This window comes from Actinomadura nitritigenes (assembly GCF_017573545.1).
Taxonomy (GTDB): domain Bacteria; phylum Actinomycetota; class Actinomycetes; order Streptosporangiales; family Streptosporangiaceae; genus Spirillospora; species Spirillospora nitritigenes.
Genome location: NZ_JAGEOK010000007.1, coordinates 349328 through 371481, shown reverse-complemented (window position 1 = coordinate 371481; position 22154 = coordinate 349328). Strand labels below are relative to the sequence as shown.

The following is a 22154-nucleotide window of genomic DNA, read 5'->3' as shown; positions in this document are numbered from 1 at the left end:
AGGGTGAGATGTGATGCCGAGCCGTTTTAGGTGAAGTGAGTGATCCCATGCTGCCGAGAAAAGCCTCTAGCGAGTGTACCGGCGGCCCGTACCCTAAACCGACTCAGGTGGTCAGGTAGAGAATACCAAGGCGATCGGGTGAACTGTGGTTAAGGAACTCGGCAAATTGCCCCCGTAACTTTGGGAGAAGGGGGACCATGCTTGGTGAACGCCCTTGCGGTGGGAGCTGGGTGTGGTCGCAGAGGCCAGGGGGAAGCGACTGTTTACTAAAAACACAGGTCCGTGCGAAGTCGTAAGACGCTGTATACGGACTGACGCCTGCCCGGTGCCGGAACGTTAAGAGGACCGGTTAGACTTTCGGGTCGAAGCTGAGAATCTAAGCGCCGGTAAACGGCGGTGGTAACTATAACCATCCTAAGGTAGCGAAATTCCTTGTCGGGTAAGTTCCGACCTGCACGAATGGCGTAACGACTTCCCCGCTGTCTCAACCACAGGCCCGGTGAAATTGCAGTACGAGTAAAGATGCTCGTTTCGCGCAGCAGGACGGAAAGACCCCGGGACCTTCACTACAGCTTGGCATTGGCGTTTGGAACGGTTTGTGTAGGATAGGTGGGAGACTGTGAAGCCCGCACGCCAGTGTGGGTGGAGTCATTGGTGAAATACCACTCTGGTCGTTTTGAGCGTCTAACCCGCGCCCGTGTATCCGGGTGGGGGACAGTGCCTGGTGGGTAGTTTAACTGGGGCGGTTGCCTCCCAAAGAGTAACGGAGGCGCCCAAAGGTTCCCTCAGCCTGGTTGGCAATCAGGTGGCGAGTGCAAGGGCACAAGGGAGCTTGACTGTGAGACGGACGTGTCGAGCAGGTGCGAAAGCAGGGCCTAGTGATCCGGCACCTACGTGTGGAAGTGGTGTCGCTCAACGGCTAAAAGGTACCCCGGGGATAACAGGCTGATCTTCCCCAAGAGTCCATATCGACGGGATGGTTTGGCACCTCGATGTCGGCTCGTCGCATCCTGGGGCTGGAGTAGGTCCCAAGGGTTGGGCTGTTCGCCCATTAAAGCGGCACGCGAGCTGGGTTTAGAACGTCGCGAGACAGTTCGGTCCCTATCCGCTGCGCGCGTAGGAGAATTGAGAGGGTCTGTCCCTAGTACGAGAGGACCGGGACGGACGAACCTCTGGTGTGCCAGTTGTCCCGCCAGGGGCACGGCTGGTTGGCTACGTTCGGTCGGGATAACCGCTGAAAGCATCTAAGCGGGAAGCCTTCCTCGAGATGAGTTCTCCCTCCCCATTTCGGTGGGGGTAAGGCTCCCAATAGACGATTGGGTTGATAGGCCGGGTATGGAAGCACGGTAACGTGTGGAGTTGACCGGTACTAATAGGCCGAGTGGCTTGAACACACTGAACGTTCAATTCGAATCGCTGTTGTGTGGTGTTCGCGTCCCTGTGTGGTTCCCAGAAAACAATCCGGGAACCCGTTTGTTAAGTGAATATGTTGCCTGAGCCGGCTGCTCGGGACGTCGAGTTTGCCCACCCCGTTGGGGTGGTGCGTGAGGCGTTCGGTGGTTATGGCGGAGGGGAAACACCCGGTCCCATTCCGAACCCGGAAGTTAAGCCCTTCAGCGCCGATGGTACTGCATGGGAGACTGTGTGGGAGAGTAGGACACCGCCGGACATTTTTTAGGAAGGCCCCGCCGTTACGGCGGGGCCTTCCGCATTTCTGGGGTCAGTCCCAGTGGCCTGCCGCGGCGGCCTCCGCGACATAGGCCTCGAACGGCTTGGGCGGCCGGCCGAGGGCCTGGTCGACGCCGTCGGACACCGCCGCCTCCCGGTCGTCGCGGATGTTCGCGAGGAGGCCGGCGAGCATCCGGGCGGCCTCCGCGTGGACGCCGTTCGAGGTCAGCCGTTCGGCGAAGACCTCCGGGGTGACGTCGACGTGGCGGACCGTGCGCCCGATGGCCTTGCCGATGATCTCGGCGGCCTCGGCGAAGCCGATCGCACGCGGTCCGGTGAGCTGGTAGGTCCGGCCGTTGTGCCGGTCGTCGGTGAGCGCGTCCGCCGCTACCTCGGCGATGTCCTCTGCATCGATGAACGGGGTGCGGCCGTCCCCGGTCGGCACGGCCAGGGTGCCGCTGAGGACCCACGGCTTCCAGAACGCCTCGCTGAAGTTCTGCGCGAACCAGCCGGGCCGCAGGATCGTCCAGCCGACACCGGATTCGCGCACGGCCCGCTCGGCGGACTTGAGGGGGTGGTCGTCGGTGGCGTCGCCCACCCCGTGGGCGGAGAGCAGGACGAGGCGCCGCACGCCGGCGGAAGCCGCCTCGGCCACGAATGCCGGGATGCGCGCGTCGCGGTCCGGGACCGGCTGGAGGACGGGCTCCAGGAGGTAGACGGCGGTGGCGCCGTCGAGGGCCACCGGCCAGGTCGCCGGGTCGCCGAGGTCGACGTTCACGTCGCTTCCCGTGCGGGACGCGGTGCGAACGGAATGCCCGGCGGCGCGCAGCCGCCGGACGATGCGGCGTCCGGTCTTCCCGGTGGCGCCGAGGATGAGTGTGGTGTCCATGGCCACTACGCAACCGCATGACCCGTAAGACGATCCATGAGAGAACGTCTCAGATACCTTTGTCATCGTCTAGCGTGATACGGCATGGACGTCCTGAGCGATCTGCTGCACCGGGCGCGCGCGGGTGATGCGCTGGTCAGGCAGCTGGTCCAGCGCCCGCCGTGGGCGCTGACCTTCGCCGATGCGGCTGCGCTCACGGTCGTGGCCACGCTCGGCGGCCACGCGGCGGTCCGGCTCGACGAGCCCGGCGCGGCGCCGGTGCGCCTCGCCGCGGGCGACATCGCCCTCATCACCGCGGCCGGCGAGTACACGATCGCGGACGACCCGTCCACTCCCGCCCAGGTCGTGATCCGGCAGGGGAAGAAGTACCGGGCCGACAGCGGCGATCCGGTCGCGGGCGCGGAGTGGAGCCTCGCTCCCCGCACCTACGGTGACGGGCTGCCCGGTGCCACCGTCATGCTTCGCGGCGCCTACGAGCTGCACGGCGACGTGGGCGGGCGGATCCTCCAGATGCTTCCCGTGGTGGCGGTCGTCCCCGCCGGGCCCCGGACGCGGGGCGCGCTCGACCTGCTCGCCGCCGAGGTCGGCCGCGACGAACCCGGCCAGGACGCCGTCCTGCACCGGCTGCTGGACCTGGTGCTCGTCCTGGCGCTTCGGGCCTGGTGCGCGCGCCCGGAGTCGGAGCTGCCGTCCTGGTACGGGGCGCTGGCGGATCCGGCGGTCGGTGACGCGCTGCGCCTGCTGCACGAGGACCCGGCGCGACGCTGGACCGTCGCCGCGCTCGCCGCCGAGGCCGGGATGTCCCGCGCGTCGTTCGCGGCGCGCTTCACCGGGCTGGTGGGCGAGCCTCCGCTCACTTACCTCACCGGATGGCGGATGACCCTGGCGGCCGACCTGCTGCGCGACACTGACGCGACGGTCGCCGCCGTAGGGCGCGAGGTCGGCTACGAGGACGCGTTCGCCTTCAGCGTGGCCTTCAAGCGTGCCCGGGGCGTCAGTCCGTCCCGCTGGCGGCGCGGGACGGACTGACCCCGTCGCCTTCTCCGGGGCGGGGAGTCAGGTGAGGACGTTGAAGGTCGTCTCGGCGCTGTCGCGGTTCTTGTAAAGGTCCCAGGCCGCGTCGGCGAGGACGTCCGGGTCGAGCGTCCCGACCGTGAGGCCGCCGAGCCGGTCCGCCTCCGCGAGGAACATGCGATGGATGTCGCCGCGCTCGATGAGGCCGCCGATGGTGAGGGTGCCCGCGTACACGCCGCGGCCGGCCAGTTCGGCGTTCAGGGTGATCGCGTAGTTGCGGAGGGCGGCGGACGAGATCGCCAGGTTCCCGATCGCCGGCAGCGGGACGACCGAGCTGAGGCCGCCGGCGAACAGCAGCCCGCCGTCTCCGCGCTCCAGCATGCCGGGCAGCACCGCGCGGACCGTGTCGACGGCCGGGTACACCCAGCTCATCGCCTCCTGGGCGGCGGGGACGTCCGTCTCGGTGATGGGCACCGGGCGGGCGGCCGGGTCGGCCGCGCCGGGACCGTAGTAGACGACGTCGATGGCGCCATGCCGCGCGGTGATCGCGTCGAGGGCGCGGAGCAGCCCGTCGCGGTCGCGGATGTCCGCCGGATGGGACGTCGCCTCGATGCCGGCGGACGCCAGCGACGCGATGTAGCCCGCGTGGCGTGAGGCGTTGCGGGAGATGAGGGCGATCGCGTGCCCTTCGCGGCCGAACCGGTGGGCGATCGACATGCCGAGCCCGGGGCCGACACCGATGACGACGGTCGTCGCGGTCATGGTCGGGACCTCCAAGAAGTTGAGGAGCTCCTCAAGTTAGTTGAAAGTCGAGGGTTTCCTCAACTTCGTAGGATGGCGGCATGTTCAGGAGCAGGCCGGTGCGGGCCGACGCCGCGCGGAACCGCGAGAAGCTGGTGGCGGCCGGGGCGCAGGTGTTCGGGGACCGCGGTCTCGACGCGCCGCTGGAGGAGGTCGCGCGCCGCGCCGGGGTCAGCATCGGCACGCTCTACAACCACTTCCCCGCGCGGCAGGACCTCTTCGACGCGATCTTCCCCGTCCGGCTGGCCGAGCTCGACCGGCTCGCCGCTGCGGCGCTGGACGACCCCGATCCCTGGTCGGGGTTCGCCGCCTTCCTCGAAGGGATCGTCGCGCTCCAGGCGGAGGACCGGGGGCTCAACGACGTGCTCGCGCGCCGCTTCCCGCTCGCGTCCGAGCTGAGCGAGGCCTGCCGTCGCGGATTCGAGCACCTGGCCGCGATCACCGAGCGGGCCAAGGGGGCCGGGCAGCTGCGGGGCGACTTCGAGGTCACGGACCTGGTGCCGCTGATGTGGGCGATGTCCCAGATCATCCGGGAGTCGGGAGACGCGAAGCCCGCCGTCTGGCGCCGGTTCCTGGCGGTCCACCTCGACGGGCTCCGCGCGGGCGCGGCGCACCCGCTGCCCGTCCCCGCGCTGTCCCCGGAGGAGATGGCCGAGGTCATGGGCGGCGGCTGATCAGCGCGCCCGCTCCAGCGCTGTCAGGAGCTCCTGGACGGCATCGAGCTCGTCCTCGCCGAAGACGCGGACGCCTTCGCGGCGCAGGAGGGCCGTCGTCACGCCCGTTCCGGGGGCGGACACGCCCGAGAACGTCCCGTCGTACACGCGGCCGCTGCCGCACGACGGGCTGCCCTCCTTCAGGAGCGCGATGCGGGCGCCGGCGCGCTCGGCGGCGGCCAGCGCGAGGCGGGCGCCACGCAGGAACGCGGCGGTCACGTCGGTGCCGGTAGTGGTGACGACCCGCGCGGTGCCGTCGAGCACGGCGCCCCCGTCGCCCCCGACGATCTCGGCGGGCGGCCGGGGGACGGGCAGGCCGCCCGACACCTCGGGGCAGAACGGCACGAGCCGGCCTTCCGCACGCCACCGCTCGAAGAGGCCGCCGCCCACGGGCTTGGCGGCCCCGTCGTAACGGACGGGCCGTCCCACGAGGCAGGAACTGACCAGTATGCGCTCCACGCCTTTCAGCCTATGCGGGGCGCCGAGCCACTGGCTGCTGCCCGGCGGCGTCGTGGCCGCCGCCGCGGTACCGCCCGAAGACGCCCGCGCGCGGGATGGGCGCGCGCGGGCGGGCGGGGCGGCTACTTGGCGATGCGGCTGACGGCGATCTGCGCGACGCGCACGGCGGCGGCCGGGTTCAGGCGGACGCCGCGCCAGGCGAGGCGGCCGTGGGCGGGGGCGACGATGAGCGCCTGGTTCTTGGCCACGCCCTTCATGATGTCGCGGGCCAGCTTCTCGGCCGTGTAGAGGCGCGGCGACGCCTTCGCGATGTCGCCGGTCGCGTTGCCGCTCAGCTGCGTCTCGGGCAGGTCGGGGTTGACGTTGTGCAGCAGCGGGGTGTCGACGAAGCTCGGGCAGACCACGCTGACCTTGACGCCGCGCCCGGCGGCCTCGGCGCGCAGGCCGAGCGACAGGCCGACCACGGCGTGCTTGGTGGCGGTGTACGGGATGCCGATCGGCATCGGGACGAGCCCGGCGAGCGAGGCGGTGTTGACGATGTGCCCGCGGCCCTGCTCCAGCATGATCGGGTACGCGGCGTGCACGCCGTGCACGACGCCCTTGAGGTTGATGTCGATCGCGCGGTTCCAGTGGTCGAGGGTGAGCTCCTCGGCCAGCCCGCCGATCGCGATGCCGGCGTTGTTGAACACCAGGTCGAGCCGGCCGTTCTCGGCCTTCACGCGCTTGTAGAGGTCGATGACGGCCTCGGCGTCGGTGACGTCGAGGGGGGCGGCGGACGCCTTGCCCTTGCCGAGGGTGTTCAGCCTGTCCGCGACGGCCGCGGCGCCGTCGGCGTTGATGTCGCTGACCACGACGGTGTCGCCGCGCGCCACCAGGGACGTGGCGATCGCACGGCCGATGCCGGATGCGCCTCCGGTCACGATCGCGATGCTCATTCTGCGCGCTCCGCTCGATGCTCGGTGCCGGCGCGGGCCCGCCCCGGGCGTGCCGGGGGCGGTGCGTGCGCCGGTACCGCGGGTCCGGGCCCGAGGGGGAGTGGGCCCGGCCCGCGGCGTCTAATTGGATGTTCTGTTCAATTGCCGGGATTCTACGGGGTGGGGCGGCCTGGCCGACACTCACCCGGCTACGGAACGGGGACCGCCGGTTCGCCGTCGCGCCCCTCCACCGTGAAGTCGCGCGGGTCGAGGCGGCGCGTCCGCAGCCAGTAGCTCACCGTCGACGCGGGCCAGGCGGCCCGGTTGACGCCGTTGCGGTCCAGGTACCAGCTGTCGCAGCCGCCGGCCACCCAGACGGCGCCCTCCGACGTGCGCTGCACCCAGGCGTTGAACCGGTCCTGCACGGACGGCTTCACCGAGACCCGCGCCCCGCCCGCCGCGTCCAGCATCGCCAGGCACTGCAGGACGTAGCGGACCTGCGCCTCGATGATGAAGATCATCGAGTTGTGGCCGAGGCCGGAGTTCGGGCCGAGCAGCAGGAACAGGTTCGGGAAGCCCTTCACGGCGACGCCGAGATGCGCCTCGATGCCGTCCCTCCAGGCGTCCTGGATCTTCAGCCCGTTCCGGCCCGTGATCCGCGCGTTCTCGAACGCGTCGGTGACGTGGAACCCGGTGCCGAAGATGATCGCGTCGACCTCGTGCTCCCGGCCGTCACGCGTGACGATCGAGTGCTCGCGGACCTCGGCGATCTCCTCCGTGGTCAGCTCCACGTTGGGCCGCATCAGCGCCGGGTAGTAGTCGCTGGACACCAGCGTCCGCTTGCAGCCCATCGTGTAGTCGGGCGTGAGCCTGCGGCGCAACTCCCGGTCGGGCACCTGGCGGGCGAGGTGCCACTGCGCGATCGAGCTCGCGGCCTTGAGCAGGCGCGGGTTCTTGAACCCGAGGACGAAGCTCTCCTGCAGCAGGTAGATCCCGTTGCGGTAGCCGCGCCGGAACCCCGGGACGCGCCGGAACAGCGCCTTCTCCAGCCCGGTCACCCTGCGATCGGGCTTCGGCATGATCCACGGCGGCGTCCGCTGGAACACCGTCAGCGACCCGGCCCTCTTCGCGATCTGCGGGACGAACTGGATCGCCGACGCGCCCGTCCCGACCACCGCGACGCGCTTGCCGGCCAGGTCGTAGGAGTGGTCCCACTCGGCGGAGTGGAACGTCGTGCCCTCGAACGACGCGAGGCCGGGCAGGTCGGGAACGTTCGGCTGGTGGAGCGGGCCCATGCCCGCCGCGAGCGCCCGACCCCGGACGACCTCGCCGGGCTCGGCGCCCGCGCCCTCGATCGACAGCTGCCAGGTGTCGGTGGCGTCGTCGTACTCGGCGGCGGTGACCTCGGTGCCGAACCGGATGTGCTGCTCCAACTCGTACTTGCCGACGATGTCCTTGATGTACCGCAGCAGCTCACCCTGCTTCGGGAACATCCGGGACCAGTCGTTCTTCGGCTCGAACGAGTAGGAGTACAGCAGCGACATGATGTCGCAGGCGCAGCCGGGATAGGTGTTCTCCCGCCAGGTGCCGCCGACCTCGTCCGCCTTCTCCAGGATGACGAAGTCGTGCACGCCGGCCTTCTTCAGCCCGATCGCCATGCCGAGGCCGGAGAAGCCGGTCCCGATGACGACGACCTTGTACGGCCCGCCGGGCCCCGCCGCCGGCGTCACCACGGCGCTCCGACGCGCGGCGGGACCCTCCGGCCCCGCCGCGCGGGTGCCGTTCGCCTCGGCCATCGCTCAGGCGGCCTTGGGCTCGTCGACGGGACGCCGCGTCCCCGGCCGGTCCCAGATGCCGAACGCCTTCCAGACCCGCTTGTTCACCGGGTCGACCACGCCGAGCTCGGCCATCAGGTCGCGGATCTTGCCGACCGAGTTGGCGATCTCCGCCTGCGAGGCGGGGCTCTTGTAGGCCTGCCGGACGACGTCCTTGGGGATGTTGAAGTGCCGCACCATCGGCCCGGGCGGGGACAGCATGATCCGCGCCATCACACCGAGCACGATGGGGGTCGCGAAGCCGAGGATCCGGCGGCGCACCGGGTTCATCGTCGGGATCCGGTGCTTGAGGTAGTGGCGGGCGAAGGAGATGTGCCGCGCCTCCTCCGCGATGTGGATCTTCATGATCGTCTCTTCGAGCGGGTGCTTGATGTGCCCGCCCTTGAGGGACTTGCGCTGCACGTAGTCGATCGGGTCCTCGCCGCCCAGCACGAACACGAAGAACATCTCCGTGCTGACGAGCGGGATCCACGGCGCGGCCTGCGCGATGAGGCTGAGCGAGCGCGGCATGCCGCGGATCGGCATCTTCGTCCGGTTCACGAACTCCTGGAACATCATCCCGTGGTGACATTCCTCGGTCGTCTCGTGGTAGACGTACCGGAACTCCGGCCGGCCGTTCGGCAGCCGGTAGGCGTAGTTCAGCAGCCCGCGCTTGAGCAGGTTCTCGAACTGCAGGCCGATCTTCATGGCGGTGGCGACCCGCCACAGCCCGATCTGCGCCTGGATCTCCGGCGGCTGCGACCGGTACCACTCGGTCTCGCCGAGCCGGTCGAACTGCGGCAGCACCCAGCGCGGGTCGTTCTTGTCGACGACGAAGTCGGGGTCGTCCCACGGGATGTCGGCGTAGGCCTCCCAGTGCTTGTCGACCGACGCCTTGTTCAGGCGGTCGACGACGCCGAGATACGACTTCCTGTCCTTGACCTGCTCGCGGACCTCGTCGGCGAGTTCGGTGGGGGCTTTCGGCATGTGAGGCGCTCCCTCGGGGGTGTGCGGCCTGCGGGGGCCGGGGGTGACTCTGGTGGGCGGCTAGGAGGCGCCCGCGGCGGTGGTCGCGGGCCGTTGCGGTGGCGCGCCGCCGGTCTCGCCGTCCGGCGCCGGCTCCGGTGCGGGTTCCGGTGCGGGGGCGGAGGCGGGCGCGACGTCGGGGGCGGGGCCGCCGGGCTCCGGGACGATCAGCCGGGCGATGTCCTTCACCTGGCGGAGCACCGCGGCCTGGTGGCCGCGGGCGTCGTGGTCGAGGGCGTTCTGGATCGACAGCCCGACGAACATCGCGAACAGGCCGCGCAGCATCGTGTCGGTGAAGTCGGGCGGCAGCGTGTTCGCGGGGAACAGCTTCTCGAAGGTCTCGGCGATGGTCTGCAGGATCCGCTCGTTCAGGTCGACGCAGAGCGGGCGCAGCTCCTCGTCGGTGCGGGCCGCCACCGCCAGCTCCATCAGGGCCTTGGCGGGCCGGCCGCGGAAGACCTCCCAGAGCAGGTCGAGCGCGCCGGTGACGTCGCGGCGCTCCTTCGGCAGCACCGCGAACGCCGTCTCGTACGCCATGCGCTGAGCCTCCAGCAGGTGCTCCAGCGCCGCCGCGACCAGGATCATCTTGGTCGGGTAGTGGTGCTGCTGCGCCCCGCGCGAGACGCCCGCGCGGCGGGCCACCTCGGTGGTGGAGGTGCCGGACCAGCCGAGGTCCACCAGGCACTCCATGGTGGCCTCGAGGAGCCGGGCCTGGGTGCGCGACCGGCGTTCCTCCTGGGTCCGGCGCGTTCCGCCGCTGTGGCGGCGGCGCCGCCGGCTGCTCACTGACACGCCTCCGACGGTACGAGCACACTTACAAGCAAGCAAGCCTGCTTGTATATTGCCCGCATCACAATTGGACAACGCGTCTTATTGATCTCCGGCGGTGCGTACCCCCGGCGGGGTAGCCGGTCCGGCTCCGCTGCCGCCCCCGTCGTACGCGCGGGCGCGCCGGTGCCGCCTGCGGGGTAGGCGCGGTGCCTCTCCCAGCCGGACGACGCGGGCCGTACCGGCGCGTGACGATCCCGGCCATGGGAAACGCGGCAGAGGCAAGACGAACCATCGGCGAGGCGGACGCGGCCACGGGCGGCGCCCGCACGGAACGGCTCACCAAGGTCTACGGGGCCGGCGACATGGCGGTGCGCGCGCTCGACGAGGTGAGCGTGGCGTTCCCCGCCGGGCGCTTCACCGCCATCATGGGCCCGTCCGGCGCCGGCAAATCGACCCTGATGCACTGCGTGGCGGGCCTGGAGGACGCCACGTCCGGGAGGGTCTACGTGGGCGACGAGGAGCTCGGGTCGCTCTCGGACCGGCGCCTGACGCGGCTGCGGCGCGAACGCATCGGGTTCGTGTTCCAGGCGTTCAACCTGCTCCCGACGCTCACCGCGAAGGACAACATCGTCCTGCCGATGACGCTGGCCGGCACCCGTCCCGACCGGGAATGGCTGGACACCGTGGTGCGGGTACTGCGGCTGGGGCAGCGGCTCAACCACAAGCCGTCGGAACTGTCCGGCGGGCAGCAGCAGAGGGTGGCGCTGGCGCGCGCGCTGGTCACCCGTCCGCAGATCGTGTTCGCCGACGAACCGACCGGCAACCTCGACTCGCGTACGGGCGCCGAGGTGCTCGACCTGCTCCGCGGCGCCGTCGACGACCTTGGCCAGACGGTCGCGATGGTCACCCACGACCCGGTTGCGGCCGGCTACGCCGACGCGGTCGTGTTCCTCGCCGACGGGCGCGTCGTCGACGTGATGGACGAGCCCACGGCCGACCGGGTCCTCGACCGGATGCGCGGGCTGGGGGACCGGTCATGACCGGGCTCGTCTTCAAGGAGCTGTGGGGACGCAAGCGCCGCATGGTCGGCTCGCTGGTCGCGGTGTTCCTCGGCGTCACGTTCCTCACCGGCACGCTGGTGCTCGGCGACACGCTCGCGTCCAGCATCGACGGCTACTTCTCCGGTGCGTACGGCAGGAGCGACGTCAGCGTCCGCAACGCCACCAAGGTGAGCGACGCGCCGTGGGGCGCGCGGGGCCAGATCGACGCGTCCGTGCTGGGGAAGGTGCGCGCGGTGGCCGGCGTCGCGAACGCCGAACCCGTCATCCAGGGCTCCGGGCAGCTGCTCGCCAAGGACGGCACGACGATCCCGTCCCGCGGCCCGAGGACCGCCGGGAACTGGCTGAACGACCCGAAGCTCAACCCCTACCGGCTCGCCGAGGGACGCGCGCCGCGCGCGCCGGACGAGGTCGTCATCAACAAGATGTTCGCCGACGAGGGCAAGCTGAAGGTCGGCGACCGCACGGCCGTCCTCACGCCCGAGCGCGTCCCCGTGACGGTCGTCGGGATCAGCAAGTTCGGCTCCGAGGACGCGTTCGGCGAGACGTCGTTCACCGCGTTCAGCCTGGAGGGCGCGCAGCGGTACGTCGCGAAGACGCCCGGCCGCATCAGCGGCGTCGCGATCCGCGCGTCCGGCGGGGTGAGCCAGGACGAGCTGGCCGCGCGCGTCCGTCCGGTGCTGCCCGCCGGGACCGAGGCCGTCACCAACCGCGCGCAGGTCGACGAGGGCATGACCGCCGTGCAGGACGGCTTCCTGAGGACGTTCCGGATCGTGCTCGGCGCGTTCGGCGGCGTGGCCCTGTTCGTCGCGGCGTTCAGCATCCACAACACGTTCGCGATCACGATGGCGCAGCGGACCCGCGAGTCGGCGCTGCTGCGCGCCCTCGGCGCCGGCCGCCGCCAGGTGCTGACCGTCGCCGGGATCGAGGCGCTGGTGATCGGCGGCGCCGCGACCCTCGCCGGGCTCGCCGGCGGGTTCGGCTTCGCCGCGCTGCTCCGGCTGCTGTTCACGACCTTCCGGATCGGGATCGCGATGGAGGGGCTCACCGTCTCCGCGACGACGCCGCTGGTCGCGGTCCCGGCCGGGCTGCTGGTGACGCTCGTCGCGGCGCTCGGGCCCGCGCTGCGGGCGTCCCGCGTGCGGCCCCTGGCGGCGCTGCGCGAGGTCGCGGCGGAACCGTCCCGGCCGTCCGACACCCGCCTGATCGTCGGCGGGGTGTTCGCGGCGGTCGCCGCCGGCACGGTCGTGCTGGGCGCGACCGGCGGGCAGGTGGCGATGGCCGCCTCCGGCGCGGTCCTCGGCCTGGTCGCGATGGTCGTGCTCGGGCCCGCCGTGGCGCGCCCGGCGGCCGCCGTCGCCGGCGCCCCGGCCGCGCGGCTGCGCGGCGTGCCCGCCGCGCTGGCCCGCGGCAACGCCGCGCGCAGCCCGCGCCGCACCGCCGGCGCCGCGACCGCGCTGATGATCGGCGTCGGCGTCGTCACCCTGCTCACGGTGTTCGTCGGCTCGCTCCGCGCGTCCCTGGAGGACGGCGTCGCCGGGTCGTTCAAGGGCCCGCTCGTCGTGGACGGCGGCGGCAACGAGACCGGCGGCTTCGCCCCGCGGCTCGTCGACGAGGCGGGCCGGCTGCCGCAGGTGCGCGGCGTCGCCGGGCTCGGCACCGGCGGCATGCGGGTCGGCGGCCGCGTCGCGACCGTGTCCGTCGGCGACCCGTCCGCGCTGCGCCGGGTCCTCGACCTGGACGTCTCGCAGGGGTCGCTCGCCGGCCCCGGCACCTTCGCGGTCTCCAAGAAGATCGCCGACGACCGCGGCTGGCACGCCGGTTCCCGCGTCGGCCTCACCTTCGCCGACGGCACCTCCCAGCAGGTCGACGTGGGCGCCGTGTACGACCGGACCGACCTGACCGGCGACTACCTCGTGCCCTGGACGATCTGGGACGCCCACACCAAGCAGCCACTCGTGACCAGGGCGTTCGTCGACCTGAAGCCCGGCGCGTCCGTCGCGTCGGCGCGGCGCGCCCTCACCGCGCTCGCCGAGCCGTACGGGGCGCCCGAGGTCGAGACCCGCGACGCGTTCGTCAAGGCGCAGACGTCCGACATGAACGGGTTCATCGCCGTCGTCTACGGGATGCTCGCCCTCGCGATCATCATCGCGCTGCTCGGCATCGCCAACACCCTGTCGCTGTCGGTGCACGAGCGGACCCGCGAGCTCGGCCTGCTGCGCGCCGTCGGCGCGACCCGGGCGCAGATCCGCTCGATGGTGCGGTGGGAGTCGCTGATCGTCGCGCTTTTCGGCACCGCCGGCGGGCTCGGCCTCGGCGTGTTCCTCGGCTGGGGGCTCGGTGCCGCGCTCGGGGACCCGTTCGCCGCCCCGCCCCTCCAGCTGGCGGTGATCGCGCTGGTCGGAGCCGTGGCGGGGGCGCTCGCCGCGATCAGGCCCGCCCGCCGCGCCGCCCGCCGGGCGATCCTCGCCGCGGTCGCCGCGCCGTGAATCCCGTCCCGGCGACCGCTCCGCAGGCCCTGCGGAGCGGGCGCCCGGGCGGATTCCGCGACCCCGGCGCGGATATTGTGTGTCCATGCAGGTCAACCAGTCGGGCAAGCTGACCAACGTCTGTTACGACATCCGCGGGCCGGTGCTGAAGCGCGCCAAGCAGCTGGAGGCCGAGGGCCACAAGATCCTCAAGCTGCACATCGGCAACCCCGCCCCCTTCGGGTTCGAGGCTCCGCCGGAGCTGCTCCAGGACATGATCCGCAACCTTCCGGAGGCGCACGGATACAGCGACTCCAAGGGCATCCTCCCCGCCCGCCGCGCCATCGTGCAGCGGTTCGAGGACAACGGCGTGACCGGCCTGGACGTCGAGGACGTCTACCTCGGCAACGGCGTGTCCGAGCTGATCGTGATGACCCTGCAGGCGCTGCTCAACGACGGCGACGAGGTGCTGATCCCGGCGCCCGACTACCCGCTGTGGACGGCGTCGGTGTCGCTGTGCGGCGGCACCCCCGTCCACTACCTGTGCGACGAGGCCGCCGACTGGGCGCCGAGCCTGTCCGACATCGAGGCCAAGATCGGCGACCGCACCCGCGCGATCGTGCTGATCAACCCGAACAACCCGACCGGCGCGGTGTACCCGCGCGAGGTGCTCACCCAGATCGTCGAGATCGCCCGCCGCCGCAACCTGATCGTCTTCGCGGACGAGATCTACGACCGGATCCTCTACGACGACGCCGTGCACGTCCCGATCGCCTCGCTCGCGCCCGACCTGCTGTGCCTGACCTTCGGCGGGCTGTCGAAGAACTACCGGGTCGCCGGGTTCCGGTCCGGCTGGGTCGTGCTGTCCGGGCCGAAGCAGCACGCCGAGTCCTACATCGAGGGCCTGGACATCCTCGCCAACATGCGGCTGTGCCCCAACGTCCCCGGCCAGCACGCGATCCAGGCCGCGCTCGGCGGCTACCAGAGCATCGACGACCTCGTCCTGCCCGCCGGCCGGCTCGGCGAGCAGCGCGACCGCGCGTGGAAGCTGCTCAACGACCTGCCCGGCGTCAGCTGCGTCCGGCCCAAGGGCGCGCTCTACGTGTTCCCGCGGCTCGACCCCGAGATGTACCCGATCGAGGACGACATGCGCTTCGCCCTCGACCTGCTCGAACAGCAGAAGATCCTCGTCGTGCAGGGCACCGGGTTCAACTGGCCGTCCACCGACCACTTCCGCGTCGTCACGCTGCAGTACGCCGACGACCTCGAAGAGGCCGTCGGCCGCATCGGCGAATTCCTCGGCGACTACCGCCGCTGACGGGCCGTCACGACCCGGACGCGGCGGCGTCGAGGCGCCGCAGCGCGCCGCGCACCACGTCCGGGTCGGTCGTCGCCCAGAACGGCGGCAGCGAGTTCTTCAGGAAGCCGCCGTAGCGCGCCGTCGCCAGCCGAGGGTCGAGCACGGCGACCACGCCGCGGTCGTCCATCGACCGCAGCAGCCGTCCCGCGCCCTGCGCCAGCAGCAGCGCCGCGTGCGTCGCGGAGACCGCCATGAAGCCGTTGCCGCCGCGCGCCGCCACCGCCCGCGCGCGCGCCGACGACACCGGGTCGTCCGGGCGCGGGAACGGGATGCGGTCCATGATGACGAGCTGGAGGGACGGGCCGGGGACGTCCACGCCCTGCCACAGCGACAGCGTCCCGAACAGGCACGTCCGCTCGTCCTCCGCGAACTGCTTGACCAGCAGGGACGTCGAGTCCTCGCCCTGGCACAGCAGCGGGTGCGACAGGTGGTCCTTCAGCTCGTCGGCGGCCTGCCGGGCGGCCCGCATCGAGGAGAACAGACCGAGCGTCCGGCCGCCCGCCGCCTCGATCAGCTCGGTGATCTCCGTCAGGTACGCGTCGGCGAGGCCGTCCCGTCCGGGCTGCGGCAGGTGCCGCGCCACGTACAGGATGCCGGACTTCGGATGGTCGAACGGCGACCCGACGTCCAGGCCCGACCAGGCGATCTCCTTGCCGTCCTTCTCCCCGTCCGCGCCGTCCCCGCCGTCGGTGGCGGTCTGCGCGAGGCCCTCGGCGGCCGTCTTCGCGTCCTTCGACGCGTTCTCGCCGAGCGGCGGCAGCCCCCACTGCCGCGCCAGCGGCTCGAACGACCCGCCCAGCGTGAGCGTCGCCGACGTCAGGACGGCCGTGCGCTGCTCGAACAGCGTCGACCGGAGCAGGCCCCCGACCCCGATCGGCGCGACGTGCAGCGCCGGCGGGCGCTTCGGGCGCCCGTCCTGGACGAACGGCTTCTCCAGCCACACCACGTCGAACCGCTGCGACATCTCGGGCTGGAACGACTCCAGCATCCGCACCGCGGTGTCGTGCAGCTCCTCCAGGGACGACCGCGCCGCCTTGCGGGCCGCCATGTCACCGGGGTCGGCGTCCTTCTTCTCCGGCCCGATCGCCGTGACGCAGGCGTGCAGGGCGTCGCGCGTGGCCGCGAGCGTCGTGCCCAGCGCGGAGGGCAGCACGTCCATGCGCCCCGCGGGCAGATCCTCCAGCAGGACGGCGAGCCCCTCCGCGGACTCCCTGAGCCGGTCGGCGACGCCCTCCTCGACCAGCCGCCCGCAGCGCCGCGCCGCGATCTCCACGCCGGCCGCGCTCAGGTCCCCCGTCGCGACGGACGTCACCCGGTCGACCAGCTCGTGCGCCTCGTCGACGATCACCACGTCGTGCTCCGGCAGGACCTGGAACTCCTCCAGCGCGTCGATCGCCAGGAGCGCGTGGTTGGTGACCACGATGTGCGCCTCGCCCGCCTCGGCGCGCGCCAGCTCGGCGAAGCACTCCGTCCCCTGCGGGCAGCGCTGCGCGCCCAGGCACTCCTTCGCGGTGACCGCCACCTGCCGCCACGCCTGCTCGCTCACCCCGGGGACCAGCTCGTCCCGGTCGCCGGTCGTGGTCTCCTCGGCCCACTCGTTCAGCCGCTTGACCTGGCGTCCCAGCGTGGACAGCTGCTGCGGGTCGAACAGCCCCGCGCCGCCCTCGTCGTCGTCCGGCGCGCCCGTCTGCACCCGGTGCAGGCACAGGTAGTTGCGCCGGCCCTTGAGGATCGCGAACTTCAGCTCCCGGCCGAGCAGCGGGTTCAGCGCCTCGGCCAGCCGTGGCAGGTCGCGGTCGACGAGCTGGCGCTGCAGCGCGATCGTGGCGGTCGACACCACCACGGTGGTCTGCTTCTCGACCGCGTACCGGATCGCCGGGACGAGGTAGGCCAGCGACTTGCCGGTTCCGGTGCCCGCCTGCGCCGCGACGTGCTCGCCCGACGCGATGGCCTTCTCCACCGCGCCGGCCATCTCCACCTGACCGGGGCGCTCGGCGCCCCCGACGGCCTCGACGGCGGCGGCCAGCAGGGTCGGCATGTCCGGAATCTGGGTGTCGCTGTCGGTCAGCAGATCAGGGGCGGGCACGTCGCCCAACGCTACAGCCCGCGGCGGACACCCGCGTCCGGTCGCGCGGACGAGCCCCGCACGACCAGCTGGTCATCTCTACGGCGGACCCGCCCTGGCCGCGCAGGGCCTGCACCGGGTTCGCGCCGGGCTCGCACCGGGCCCGCCCTAGCTCGTACCGGGCCCGCGGAGGGACCGCCCTGGCCCGTACCGGGCCCGCGGAGGGCCCGTCCTGGCCCGCGCAGGGGCCGCGCCGGCCTGTGCCGAGGCCGTGCGGGATCATCATCGACCTGTGCAGGGTCCGGTTAACGCCCTTTGCGGCGGGTCGGCCAAGATAGGGGCCGTGTCTGCTGAAAGAGAAGTCCTGACCTGGGAGTTGTTCGGCACCGCCGGACGTGAGCTGGCCCAGGAGATCGCCGCCAGCGGTTACCGGCCCGACCTGATCCTGTCCATCGCCCGCGGCGGGCTGTTCGTCGCCGGCTCCCTCGGCTACGCGCTGGACGTCAAGAACCTGCACGTCATGAACGTCGAGTTCTACACCGGCGTCGACCAGCGCCTCGACCTGCCGGTGATGCTCCCGCCCGTGCCGAACGCCGTCGACCTGTCCGGCGCCAAGGTCCTGGTCGCCGACGACGTCGCCGACACCGGCGCGACGCTCAAGCTCGTCCGGGACTTCTGCGCCGACCACGTCGCCGACGTCCGCTGCGCCGTCGTCTACGAGAAGCCGCACTCCACCGTCAAGTGCGAGTACGTCTGGCGGCACACCGACCGCTGGATCAACTTCCCCTGGTCGACCGAGCCGCCCGTCGTCGACCGGCCCCAGCAGGTCCTCGACGCCTGAAGTTATCCACATTTTCGGCGGCTCCTTCGCTCCGCCGGGCGCGGCTGCCAGTGTCGAGTACATGACAGCACTGGTCATCCGCTCCGCTCAGGACGCCATCTCCGCCGTTCCCTACCTGCTGGGGTTCCACCCGTCCCGCAGCCTCGTCGTCATCGGCTACGACGGCCCGCACGGAACCTGCGCGGTCCGGCTCGACTTACCGGTTCCCGCCGGGGCCGGCGAACGCGTCGCCGGGCTGCTCTCCGGCAACGGGTTCCGCAAGGCGCTCCTGCTCGGCTACGGGCCGGCGGACGAGGTCGAGGGCTCCGCCGGCTCCACGGCCGCCGCCCTCACCGCCGCCGGCCTGGACGTCCTGGAGTCCGTCCGCGTCTGCGACGGCCGGTGGTGGTCCCTCACCTGCACCGACGCCTGCTGCCCCGCCGAAGGCACGCCCTACGACATCTCCAGCAGCCTCATCGCCGCGCAGGCCACCCTCGCCGGGCACGTCGCGCTCGCCGACCGCGACGAACTCGTCCGGTCCGTCCAGCCCGTCGAGGGCCTCGCCCGCGAGTCCATGCGCCGCGCCACCGAACGGGCCGAGAGACGCTTCCTGCGCTGGGCCCGGGAGCCCGGGCCCCGGTTCCGTTCGCGCACCACCGAGGAGGGCCTCGACCACGTCCCCCGCGTCCTCGCCCGGGCCCGCGAAGGCACCCGTCCCACCGACGACGACGTCGCCCGGCTCGGCTTCCTCCTCACCGACCTGCGCGTCCGCGACGAGGCGTGGATCCGCATCGACGAGGACGCGCCCGCCGCCGACATCTCCTTCTGGCGCGACGTCCTCCGCCGCGTCGAACCGCACTACGTCCCGGCGCCCGCGTCCCTCCTGGCGTTCGCCGCCTACTCCGCGGGCGACGGCGGCCTGGCCAACGTCGCCCTGGAACGCGCTCTGGAGGCCGACCCCGCGTACTCCATGGCCGTCCTGCTCCGCAGCCTCATCGATGCCGGCATACCTCCCGCCCAGGCCCGCATAGGCATGACGCCCGGCCAACTGGCAGCCGCCTACCACGACGAACCAACACAAGAGGCCAGCTGACCCCTGCCTCCGCTCTTCACCACGCGCGTGGGCGCGGCCGGTGTTGCGCGGGGGCGCCGGGTCGGGTTACTTAGGAGCATTAGGGAGTTGCTTTGACGACATAGGCAAGTGAGGGGGCCGATGGCGCGGGCCGGGCTGAGCGCCGAGCGCCTGACGCGGGCGGCGGCGGAGCTGGCGGACGAGGTCGGCTTCGAGAACGTGACGGTGTCCGCGCTCGCGCGCAGGTTCGGCGTCAAGGACGCGAGCCTGTACTCGCACGTCAAGAACGTCCAGGACCTCAGGGCGCGGGTGGCGGTGCTGGCCCTCGCCGAGCTCGCGGACAGGGCCGCCGACGCGCTCGCTGGCCGCGCGGGCAAGGACGCTCTGGTGGCGTTCGCGGGCGCCTACCGGGCGTACGCGAAGGAGCATCCGGGGCGGTACACCGCGGCGCGGCTCCGGCTCGACCCCGAGACGGCGGCCGCCAGCGCCGCGGGCCGGCACGCGGAGATGATGCGGGCGCTCCTGCGCGGCTACGACCTGGCGGAGCCCGACCAGACGGACGCCGTGCGGCTGCTGGGCAGCGTGTTCCACGGGTACGTGAGCCTGGAGGAGGCGGGCGGGTTCGACCACTCGCGCGCGGCGCGCGACGTCGACGCGTCCTGGCACCGGACCCTGGACGCCGTCGACGCCCTCCTCCGCAACTGGCCCCCCGCCTGACGCCTCGCCCCCAAGGTCTTGCCCCCGAAGGTCTCAGCGGAGGGCGCCTCAGAGCCGACCGTCTCGGGCTCAGGGCGTCTCGGGACCGGGCGCCTTGAGCCCGGGTGTCTGGGCGCTCGTGGTCTAGCGGCTGGGGTCTCAGTGCCGGGCGTCTCGGGGCCGGGTGTCTCGGGCTCGGGTATGTGAGCGCTAGGGGTCTTAGCGGCTGAGGTCTCCGGGCCGGGCATCTCCGGCAGGGCGCCTCCGGGGCCGGGTGCCTTGGGCTCGGGTGTGTGGGCGGTGGTGGTCTTAGCCGCCGAGGTCTCAGCGGTGGGCGTCTCGGGGCCGGGCGTCTGGGGCGGGGGAGGTTCGAGCGCCGGGATTTCAGTGCCGGAGGTACGAGCGCCGGTGGATTGCGGGCTGGAGGTTTGCGCGCTCGGGTCTTGGGGCGGAAGTCACCGGGGCGGACGGCTTGGCCGGAGAGCTCGGGGCGGGGGGTTCAGGGGCGGACGGCTTGGCCGGGGGTGCCGGGGTCGATGCGGCGGTCGCGGTTGCGCTCATTCCAGGCGCGCATCCGCGGCGGGTAGCCGACGATCTGGACGTCGTAGGCGGGGACGCCGAGGTCGCGGGCGACCTTGCCGATGACCTTCGGGGAGCCGACGCGGCGGCGGGTCCACTCGCCGTCGTGGGCGACCGCGACCGCGGTGGTGTCGGTGGCGAAGGTCTCCGGCTCGATGTAGAACTCGACGCCCCGGCGGTCGCGCGCGAAGGAGATCAGCGCCTCGATGTCGGCGGCCGTGGCCTCGCGGTCGAGCTTGGTCACCGTCTCTCCGCGGTGCCGGCGGATGCCGAAGCGGTCCCGGAACCTCATCGCCTGTCCTGTCGTCGGGGGGCCCCGGAGGGGGAACGGGACCTGTCGGGTGTCTGCGGACAACGAACGCGCGGCGCGGCCGGGTTCCCGACACAGCGGCGGCGTCCCCGGCGAGCCGGGCACAGCACCCTAGACTGGCCGGGCCTGGGAGATCAACAGCGGGGGGTGTTGATGGACGGGCCGATCGTGGTCCGGCGGGCGGCCGCCGCCGTGCTCGCGGCCACCGTGTGCGGGGCGCTGAGCACCCTGGGCCCGGGGCCGCGGCGGGTGGGGCTCGCCGCGGCGTCCGCGCCGGCCGCGGGGACCGGGCACGCCGGCCGCGAGAGCGCGGCGCGCGGTCCCGCGCCGCCCGCCGAACCGGCGCGGGTGGACTGCCGGCGGGCCAAGTGCGTGGCGCTGACCTTCGACGACGGGCCCGCCGAGAGCACGGGCAGGCTGCTGGACATCCTCGCCGCGCACCATGTGCGGGCGACGTTCTTCATCGTCGGGCAGCAGGCCGCCAAGTTCCCCGAGCTGGTGCGGCGCGAGCACGAGGCGGGGCACCAGATCGCCGACCACAGCTACACGCACGCCGACCTCGGCCGGGCGTCCACGAAGAAGATCATGTCGGAACTGACCCGGACGCAGGAGGCGATCCGGCGGGCGTCCGGGGTCACGCCGACCATGCTGCGGCCGCCGTACGGGTCGCTGTCGAAGCGGCTGACCGGCATCGCCGCGCGGATGGGGATGGCGCAGGTGCTCTGGACGGTCGACCCGCTCGACTGGGAGCACCGGGACACGGCGTACGTCGAGCGGCGCGTGCTGAAGGCGGTCAGGCCCGGCTACATCGTGCTGATGCACGACATCCATCCGACGACCGTGGAGGCCATCCCGATGATCATCGAGAGGCTGGCGGCGCAGGGGTACTCGTTCGTGACGGTGCCGGACCTGTTCGGCGGCACGCTCACCCCCGGGAAGGAGTACCTCCGGCTCGACTCAGGGGATCGTCAGGGTCTTCCCTGATGCCCCGCGGCGGGCGCGCCGCCGAGCATGGAGGCATGGACAGCAGTGACGCGGTGGGGCGGTTGCGGGTCTCCGACGCCGAGCGGGACGAGGTCGTCCGGCGGCTCCAGGACGCGTACGCCGAGGGCAGGCTCGACCACGACGAGTTCGACATGCGCGCGCATCTGGCGATGACGGCGAAGACGCGCGACGACCTGACGGCGGTCACCCGGGATCTGGAGCCGGTGCGGGGGCGCGCGGGCCACGGCCTGGAACTCGCGGAGCCGACGGGGGAGGACCGGATGCTGGCCGCGGTGGCGCACGCGGTCGCGGTGCCGACGCTGTTCGTGGGCCCGCTGGTGCTGATGCTGGTGAGCGGCAAGCGTTCGGAGTACATCCGGCGGCAGGCGATGGAGGCGCTGAACCTCCAGGTGACGCTGCTGCTGATCACGATCGTGACGTTCGGCGTCGGGGGAGCGCTGTACGCGGTGACATGGATCCTGTCGGCGATCGCGGCGGTGTTCGCGCTCGCCGGGCGCGGTTTCCGCTACCCGTGGATTCTGCGGCTGGTGAAGTAGCGGCCCGCGGACGGCCCGAACGGGTTTGTCGGCGTGCGGGGCCGGGGAAAGGTCAACGTTGGCCGCCCCGCCGGCGGCCTGCCCCGAGGAACCGGACCGCACATGATCATGGCCGT

At 72.0% G+C, this 22154-nt stretch carries 19 protein-coding genes and 2 rRNA genes; 12 read left to right on the top strand and 9 right to left on the bottom strand.

What is annotated here, in order from left to right; all coding sequences use genetic code 11:
• Together J4557_RS13395 and rrf are read left to right on the top strand one after the other, a co-directional pair.
• A 23S ribosomal RNA gene (locus J4557_RS13395) occupies window positions 1–1394 on the top strand; the annotation flags it as partial.
• Between the two features lie 158 nt (window positions 1395–1552).
• Window positions 1553–1669, top strand: a 5S ribosomal RNA gene (gene rrf / locus J4557_RS13390).
• 51 nt (window positions 1670–1720) lie between these two features.
• Here the strand turns inward: rrf and J4557_RS13385 are convergent.
• Window positions 1721–2557: an NAD(P)H-binding protein gene (locus J4557_RS13385; protein ID WP_208266819.1), complete on the bottom strand. Its 837-nt coding sequence runs from the start codon at window positions 2555–2557 to the stop codon at window positions 1721–1723.
• Between the two features lie 84 nt (window positions 2558–2641).
• Between J4557_RS13385 and J4557_RS13380 the strand changes: the two genes are divergently transcribed.
• Window positions 2642–3586 carry an AraC family transcriptional regulator gene (locus J4557_RS13380; protein ID WP_208266818.1) on the top strand — a complete coding sequence of 315 codons (945 nt, stop codon included), beginning with the start codon at window positions 2642–2644 and terminating at the stop codon, window positions 3584–3586.
• Window positions 3587–3613: 27 nt separating this feature from the next.
• Here the strand turns inward: J4557_RS13380 and J4557_RS13375 are convergent, their stop codons facing one another.
• A complete protein-coding gene (locus tag J4557_RS13375) occupies window positions 3614–4333 on the bottom strand; it encodes an SDR family NAD(P)-dependent oxidoreductase (protein ID WP_208266817.1) in 720 nt (239 codons plus the stop codon).
• Between the two features lie 80 nt (window positions 4334–4413).
• Here J4557_RS13375 and J4557_RS13370 point away from each other — a divergent pair, with 80 nt between their 5' ends.
• Window positions 4414–5046 carry a TetR/AcrR family transcriptional regulator gene (locus J4557_RS13370; protein ID WP_208266816.1) on the top strand — a complete coding sequence of 211 codons (633 nt, stop codon included), beginning with the start codon at window positions 4414–4416 and terminating at the stop codon, window positions 5044–5046.
• Here J4557_RS13370 and J4557_RS13365 read toward each other — a convergent pair whose 3' ends face one another.
• The 5 genes from J4557_RS13365 to J4557_RS13345 all read right to left on the bottom strand — a co-directional run bounded on the left by J4557_RS13365 (window position 5047) and on the right by J4557_RS13345 (window position 10090).
• A complete protein-coding gene (locus tag J4557_RS13365; protein ID WP_208266815.1) occupies window positions 5047–5544 on the bottom strand; it encodes a 2-thiouracil desulfurase family protein in 498 nt (165 codons plus the stop codon).
• 122 nt (window positions 5545–5666) lie between these two features.
• Window positions 5667–6479 (bottom strand): SDR family NAD(P)-dependent oxidoreductase, encoded by an 813-nt coding sequence (locus J4557_RS13360; RefSeq protein ID WP_208266814.1) that lies wholly within the window; start codon window positions 6477–6479, stop codon window positions 5667–5669.
• Window positions 6480–6667: 188 nt separating this feature from the next.
• On the bottom strand, window positions 6668–8254 hold the full coding sequence (locus J4557_RS13355) for a flavin-containing monooxygenase (RefSeq protein WP_208266813.1): 1587 nt from the start codon (window positions 8252–8254) through the stop codon (window positions 6668–6670).
• 3 nt (window positions 8255–8257) lie between these two features.
• Entirely contained in the window at window positions 8258–9259 is a 1002-nt protein-coding gene (locus tag J4557_RS13350; protein WP_208266812.1) for an AurF N-oxygenase family protein, read from the bottom strand.
• A gap of 60 nt (window positions 9260–9319) precedes the next feature.
• Complete coding sequence (locus J4557_RS13345) at window positions 9320–10090, bottom strand: TetR/AcrR family transcriptional regulator (protein WP_307799732.1); 771 nt, start codon at window positions 10088–10090, stop codon at window positions 9320–9322.
• A gap of 239 nt (window positions 10091–10329) precedes the next feature.
• Between J4557_RS13345 and J4557_RS13340 the strand changes: the two genes are divergently transcribed.
• From J4557_RS13340 to J4557_RS13330, 3 genes are all read left to right on the top strand, one after another.
• Complete coding sequence (locus J4557_RS13340; RefSeq protein WP_208266811.1) at window positions 10330–11109, top strand: ABC transporter ATP-binding protein; 780 nt, start codon at window positions 10330–10332, stop codon at window positions 11107–11109.
• Window positions 11106–13616 (top strand): ABC transporter permease, encoded by a 2511-nt coding sequence (locus J4557_RS13335; protein WP_208266810.1) that lies wholly within the window; start codon window positions 11106–11108, stop codon window positions 13614–13616. The genes J4557_RS13340 and J4557_RS13335 overlap by 4 nt, the downstream gene beginning before the upstream one ends.
• A gap of 85 nt (window positions 13617–13701) precedes the next feature.
• Window positions 13702–14913: a pyridoxal phosphate-dependent aminotransferase gene (locus tag J4557_RS13330; protein ID WP_208266809.1), complete on the top strand. Its 1212-nt coding sequence runs from the start codon at window positions 13702–13704 to the stop codon at window positions 14911–14913.
• A gap of 7 nt (window positions 14914–14920) precedes the next feature.
• Here J4557_RS13330 and J4557_RS13325 read toward each other — a convergent pair whose 3' ends face one another.
• Window positions 14921–16993: an ATP-dependent DNA helicase gene (locus tag J4557_RS13325; protein ID WP_208266847.1), complete on the bottom strand. Its 2073-nt coding sequence runs from the start codon at window positions 16991–16993 to the stop codon at window positions 14921–14923.
• Window positions 16994–17363: 370 nt separating this feature from the next.
• Between J4557_RS13325 and J4557_RS13320 the strand changes: the two genes are divergently transcribed.
• The 3 genes from J4557_RS13320 (at window position 17364) to J4557_RS13310 (ending at window position 19629) form a co-directional block, all read left to right on the top strand.
• A complete protein-coding gene (locus J4557_RS13320; RefSeq protein ID WP_208266808.1) occupies window positions 17364–17861 on the top strand; it encodes a phosphoribosyltransferase in 498 nt (165 codons plus the stop codon).
• A gap of 61 nt (window positions 17862–17922) precedes the next feature.
• Window positions 17923–18933, top strand: a complete 1011-nt coding sequence (locus tag J4557_RS13315; RefSeq protein ID WP_208266807.1) for a DUF4192 domain-containing protein — start codon at window positions 17923–17925, stop codon at window positions 18931–18933.
• A 120-nt stretch (window positions 18934–19053) separates the two neighbouring features.
• Window positions 19054–19629 (top strand): TetR/AcrR family transcriptional regulator, encoded by a 576-nt coding sequence (locus J4557_RS13310; RefSeq protein ID WP_208266806.1) that lies wholly within the window; start codon window positions 19054–19056, stop codon window positions 19627–19629.
• A gap of 478 nt (window positions 19630–20107) precedes the next feature.
• Here J4557_RS13310 and J4557_RS13305 read toward each other — a convergent pair whose 3' ends face one another.
• Window positions 20108–20479 (bottom strand): hypothetical protein, encoded by a 372-nt coding sequence (locus tag J4557_RS13305; RefSeq protein WP_208266805.1) that lies wholly within the window; start codon window positions 20477–20479, stop codon window positions 20108–20110.
• A gap of 171 nt (window positions 20480–20650) precedes the next feature.
• Between J4557_RS13305 and J4557_RS13300 the strand changes: the two genes are divergently transcribed.
• Both J4557_RS13300 and J4557_RS13295 read left to right on the top strand, forming a co-directional pair.
• On the top strand, window positions 20651–21481 hold the full coding sequence (locus tag J4557_RS13300; RefSeq protein WP_208266804.1) for a polysaccharide deacetylase family protein: 831 nt from the start codon (window positions 20651–20653) through the stop codon (window positions 21479–21481).
• 35 nt (window positions 21482–21516) lie between these two features.
• On the top strand, window positions 21517–22038 hold the full coding sequence (locus J4557_RS13295) for a DUF1707 and DUF4870 domain-containing protein (RefSeq protein ID WP_208266803.1): 522 nt from the start codon (window positions 21517–21519) through the stop codon (window positions 22036–22038).
• The last annotated feature ends 116 nt before the right edge of the window (window positions 22039–22154 follow it).

Excerpts from the sequence above, each read along its gene's own strand:
- J4557_RS13385 (WP_208266819.1), bottom strand. The coding sequence starts at position 2,557 with ATGGACACCACACTCATCCTCGGCGCCACCGGGAAGACCGGACGCCGC.
- J4557_RS13380 (WP_208266818.1), top strand. The coding sequence starts at position 2,642 with ATGGACGTCCTGAGCGATCTGCTGCACCGGGCGCGCGCGGGTGATGCG.
- J4557_RS13375 (WP_208266817.1), bottom strand. The coding sequence starts at position 4,333 with ATGACCGCGACGACCGTCGTCATCGGTGTCGGCCCCGGGCTCGGCATG.
- J4557_RS13370 (WP_208266816.1), top strand. The coding sequence starts at position 4,414 with ATGTTCAGGAGCAGGCCGGTGCGGGCCGACGCCGCGCGGAACCGCGAG.
- J4557_RS13360 (WP_208266814.1), bottom strand. The coding sequence starts at position 6,479 with ATGAGCATCGCGATCGTGACCGGAGGCGCATCCGGCATCGGCCGTGCG.
- J4557_RS13355 (WP_208266813.1), bottom strand. The coding sequence starts at position 8,254 with ATGGCCGAGGCGAACGGCACCCGCGCGGCGGGGCCGGAGGGTCCCGCC.
- J4557_RS13350 (WP_208266812.1), bottom strand. The coding sequence starts at position 9,259 with ATGCCGAAAGCCCCCACCGAACTCGCCGACGAGGTCCGCGAGCAGGTC.
- J4557_RS13340 (WP_208266811.1), top strand. The coding sequence starts at position 10,330 with ATGGGAAACGCGGCAGAGGCAAGACGAACCATCGGCGAGGCGGACGCG.
- J4557_RS13335 (WP_208266810.1), top strand. The coding sequence starts at position 11,106 with ATGACCGGGCTCGTCTTCAAGGAGCTGTGGGGACGCAAGCGCCGCATG.
- J4557_RS13330 (WP_208266809.1), top strand. The coding sequence starts at position 13,702 with ATGCAGGTCAACCAGTCGGGCAAGCTGACCAACGTCTGTTACGACATC.
- J4557_RS13325 (WP_208266847.1), bottom strand. The coding sequence starts at position 16,993 with ATGCCGACCCTGCTGGCCGCCGCCGTCGAGGCCGTCGGGGGCGCCGAG.
- J4557_RS13315 (WP_208266807.1), top strand. The coding sequence starts at position 17,923 with ATGACAGCACTGGTCATCCGCTCCGCTCAGGACGCCATCTCCGCCGTT.
- J4557_RS13310 (WP_208266806.1), top strand. The coding sequence starts at position 19,054 with ATGGCGCGGGCCGGGCTGAGCGCCGAGCGCCTGACGCGGGCGGCGGCG.
- J4557_RS13305 (WP_208266805.1), bottom strand. The coding sequence starts at position 20,479 with ATGAGGTTCCGGGACCGCTTCGGCATCCGCCGGCACCGCGGAGAGACG.
- J4557_RS13300 (WP_208266804.1), top strand. The coding sequence starts at position 20,651 with ATGGACGGGCCGATCGTGGTCCGGCGGGCGGCCGCCGCCGTGCTCGCG.
- J4557_RS13295 (WP_208266803.1), top strand. The coding sequence starts at position 21,517 with ATGGACAGCAGTGACGCGGTGGGGCGGTTGCGGGTCTCCGACGCCGAG.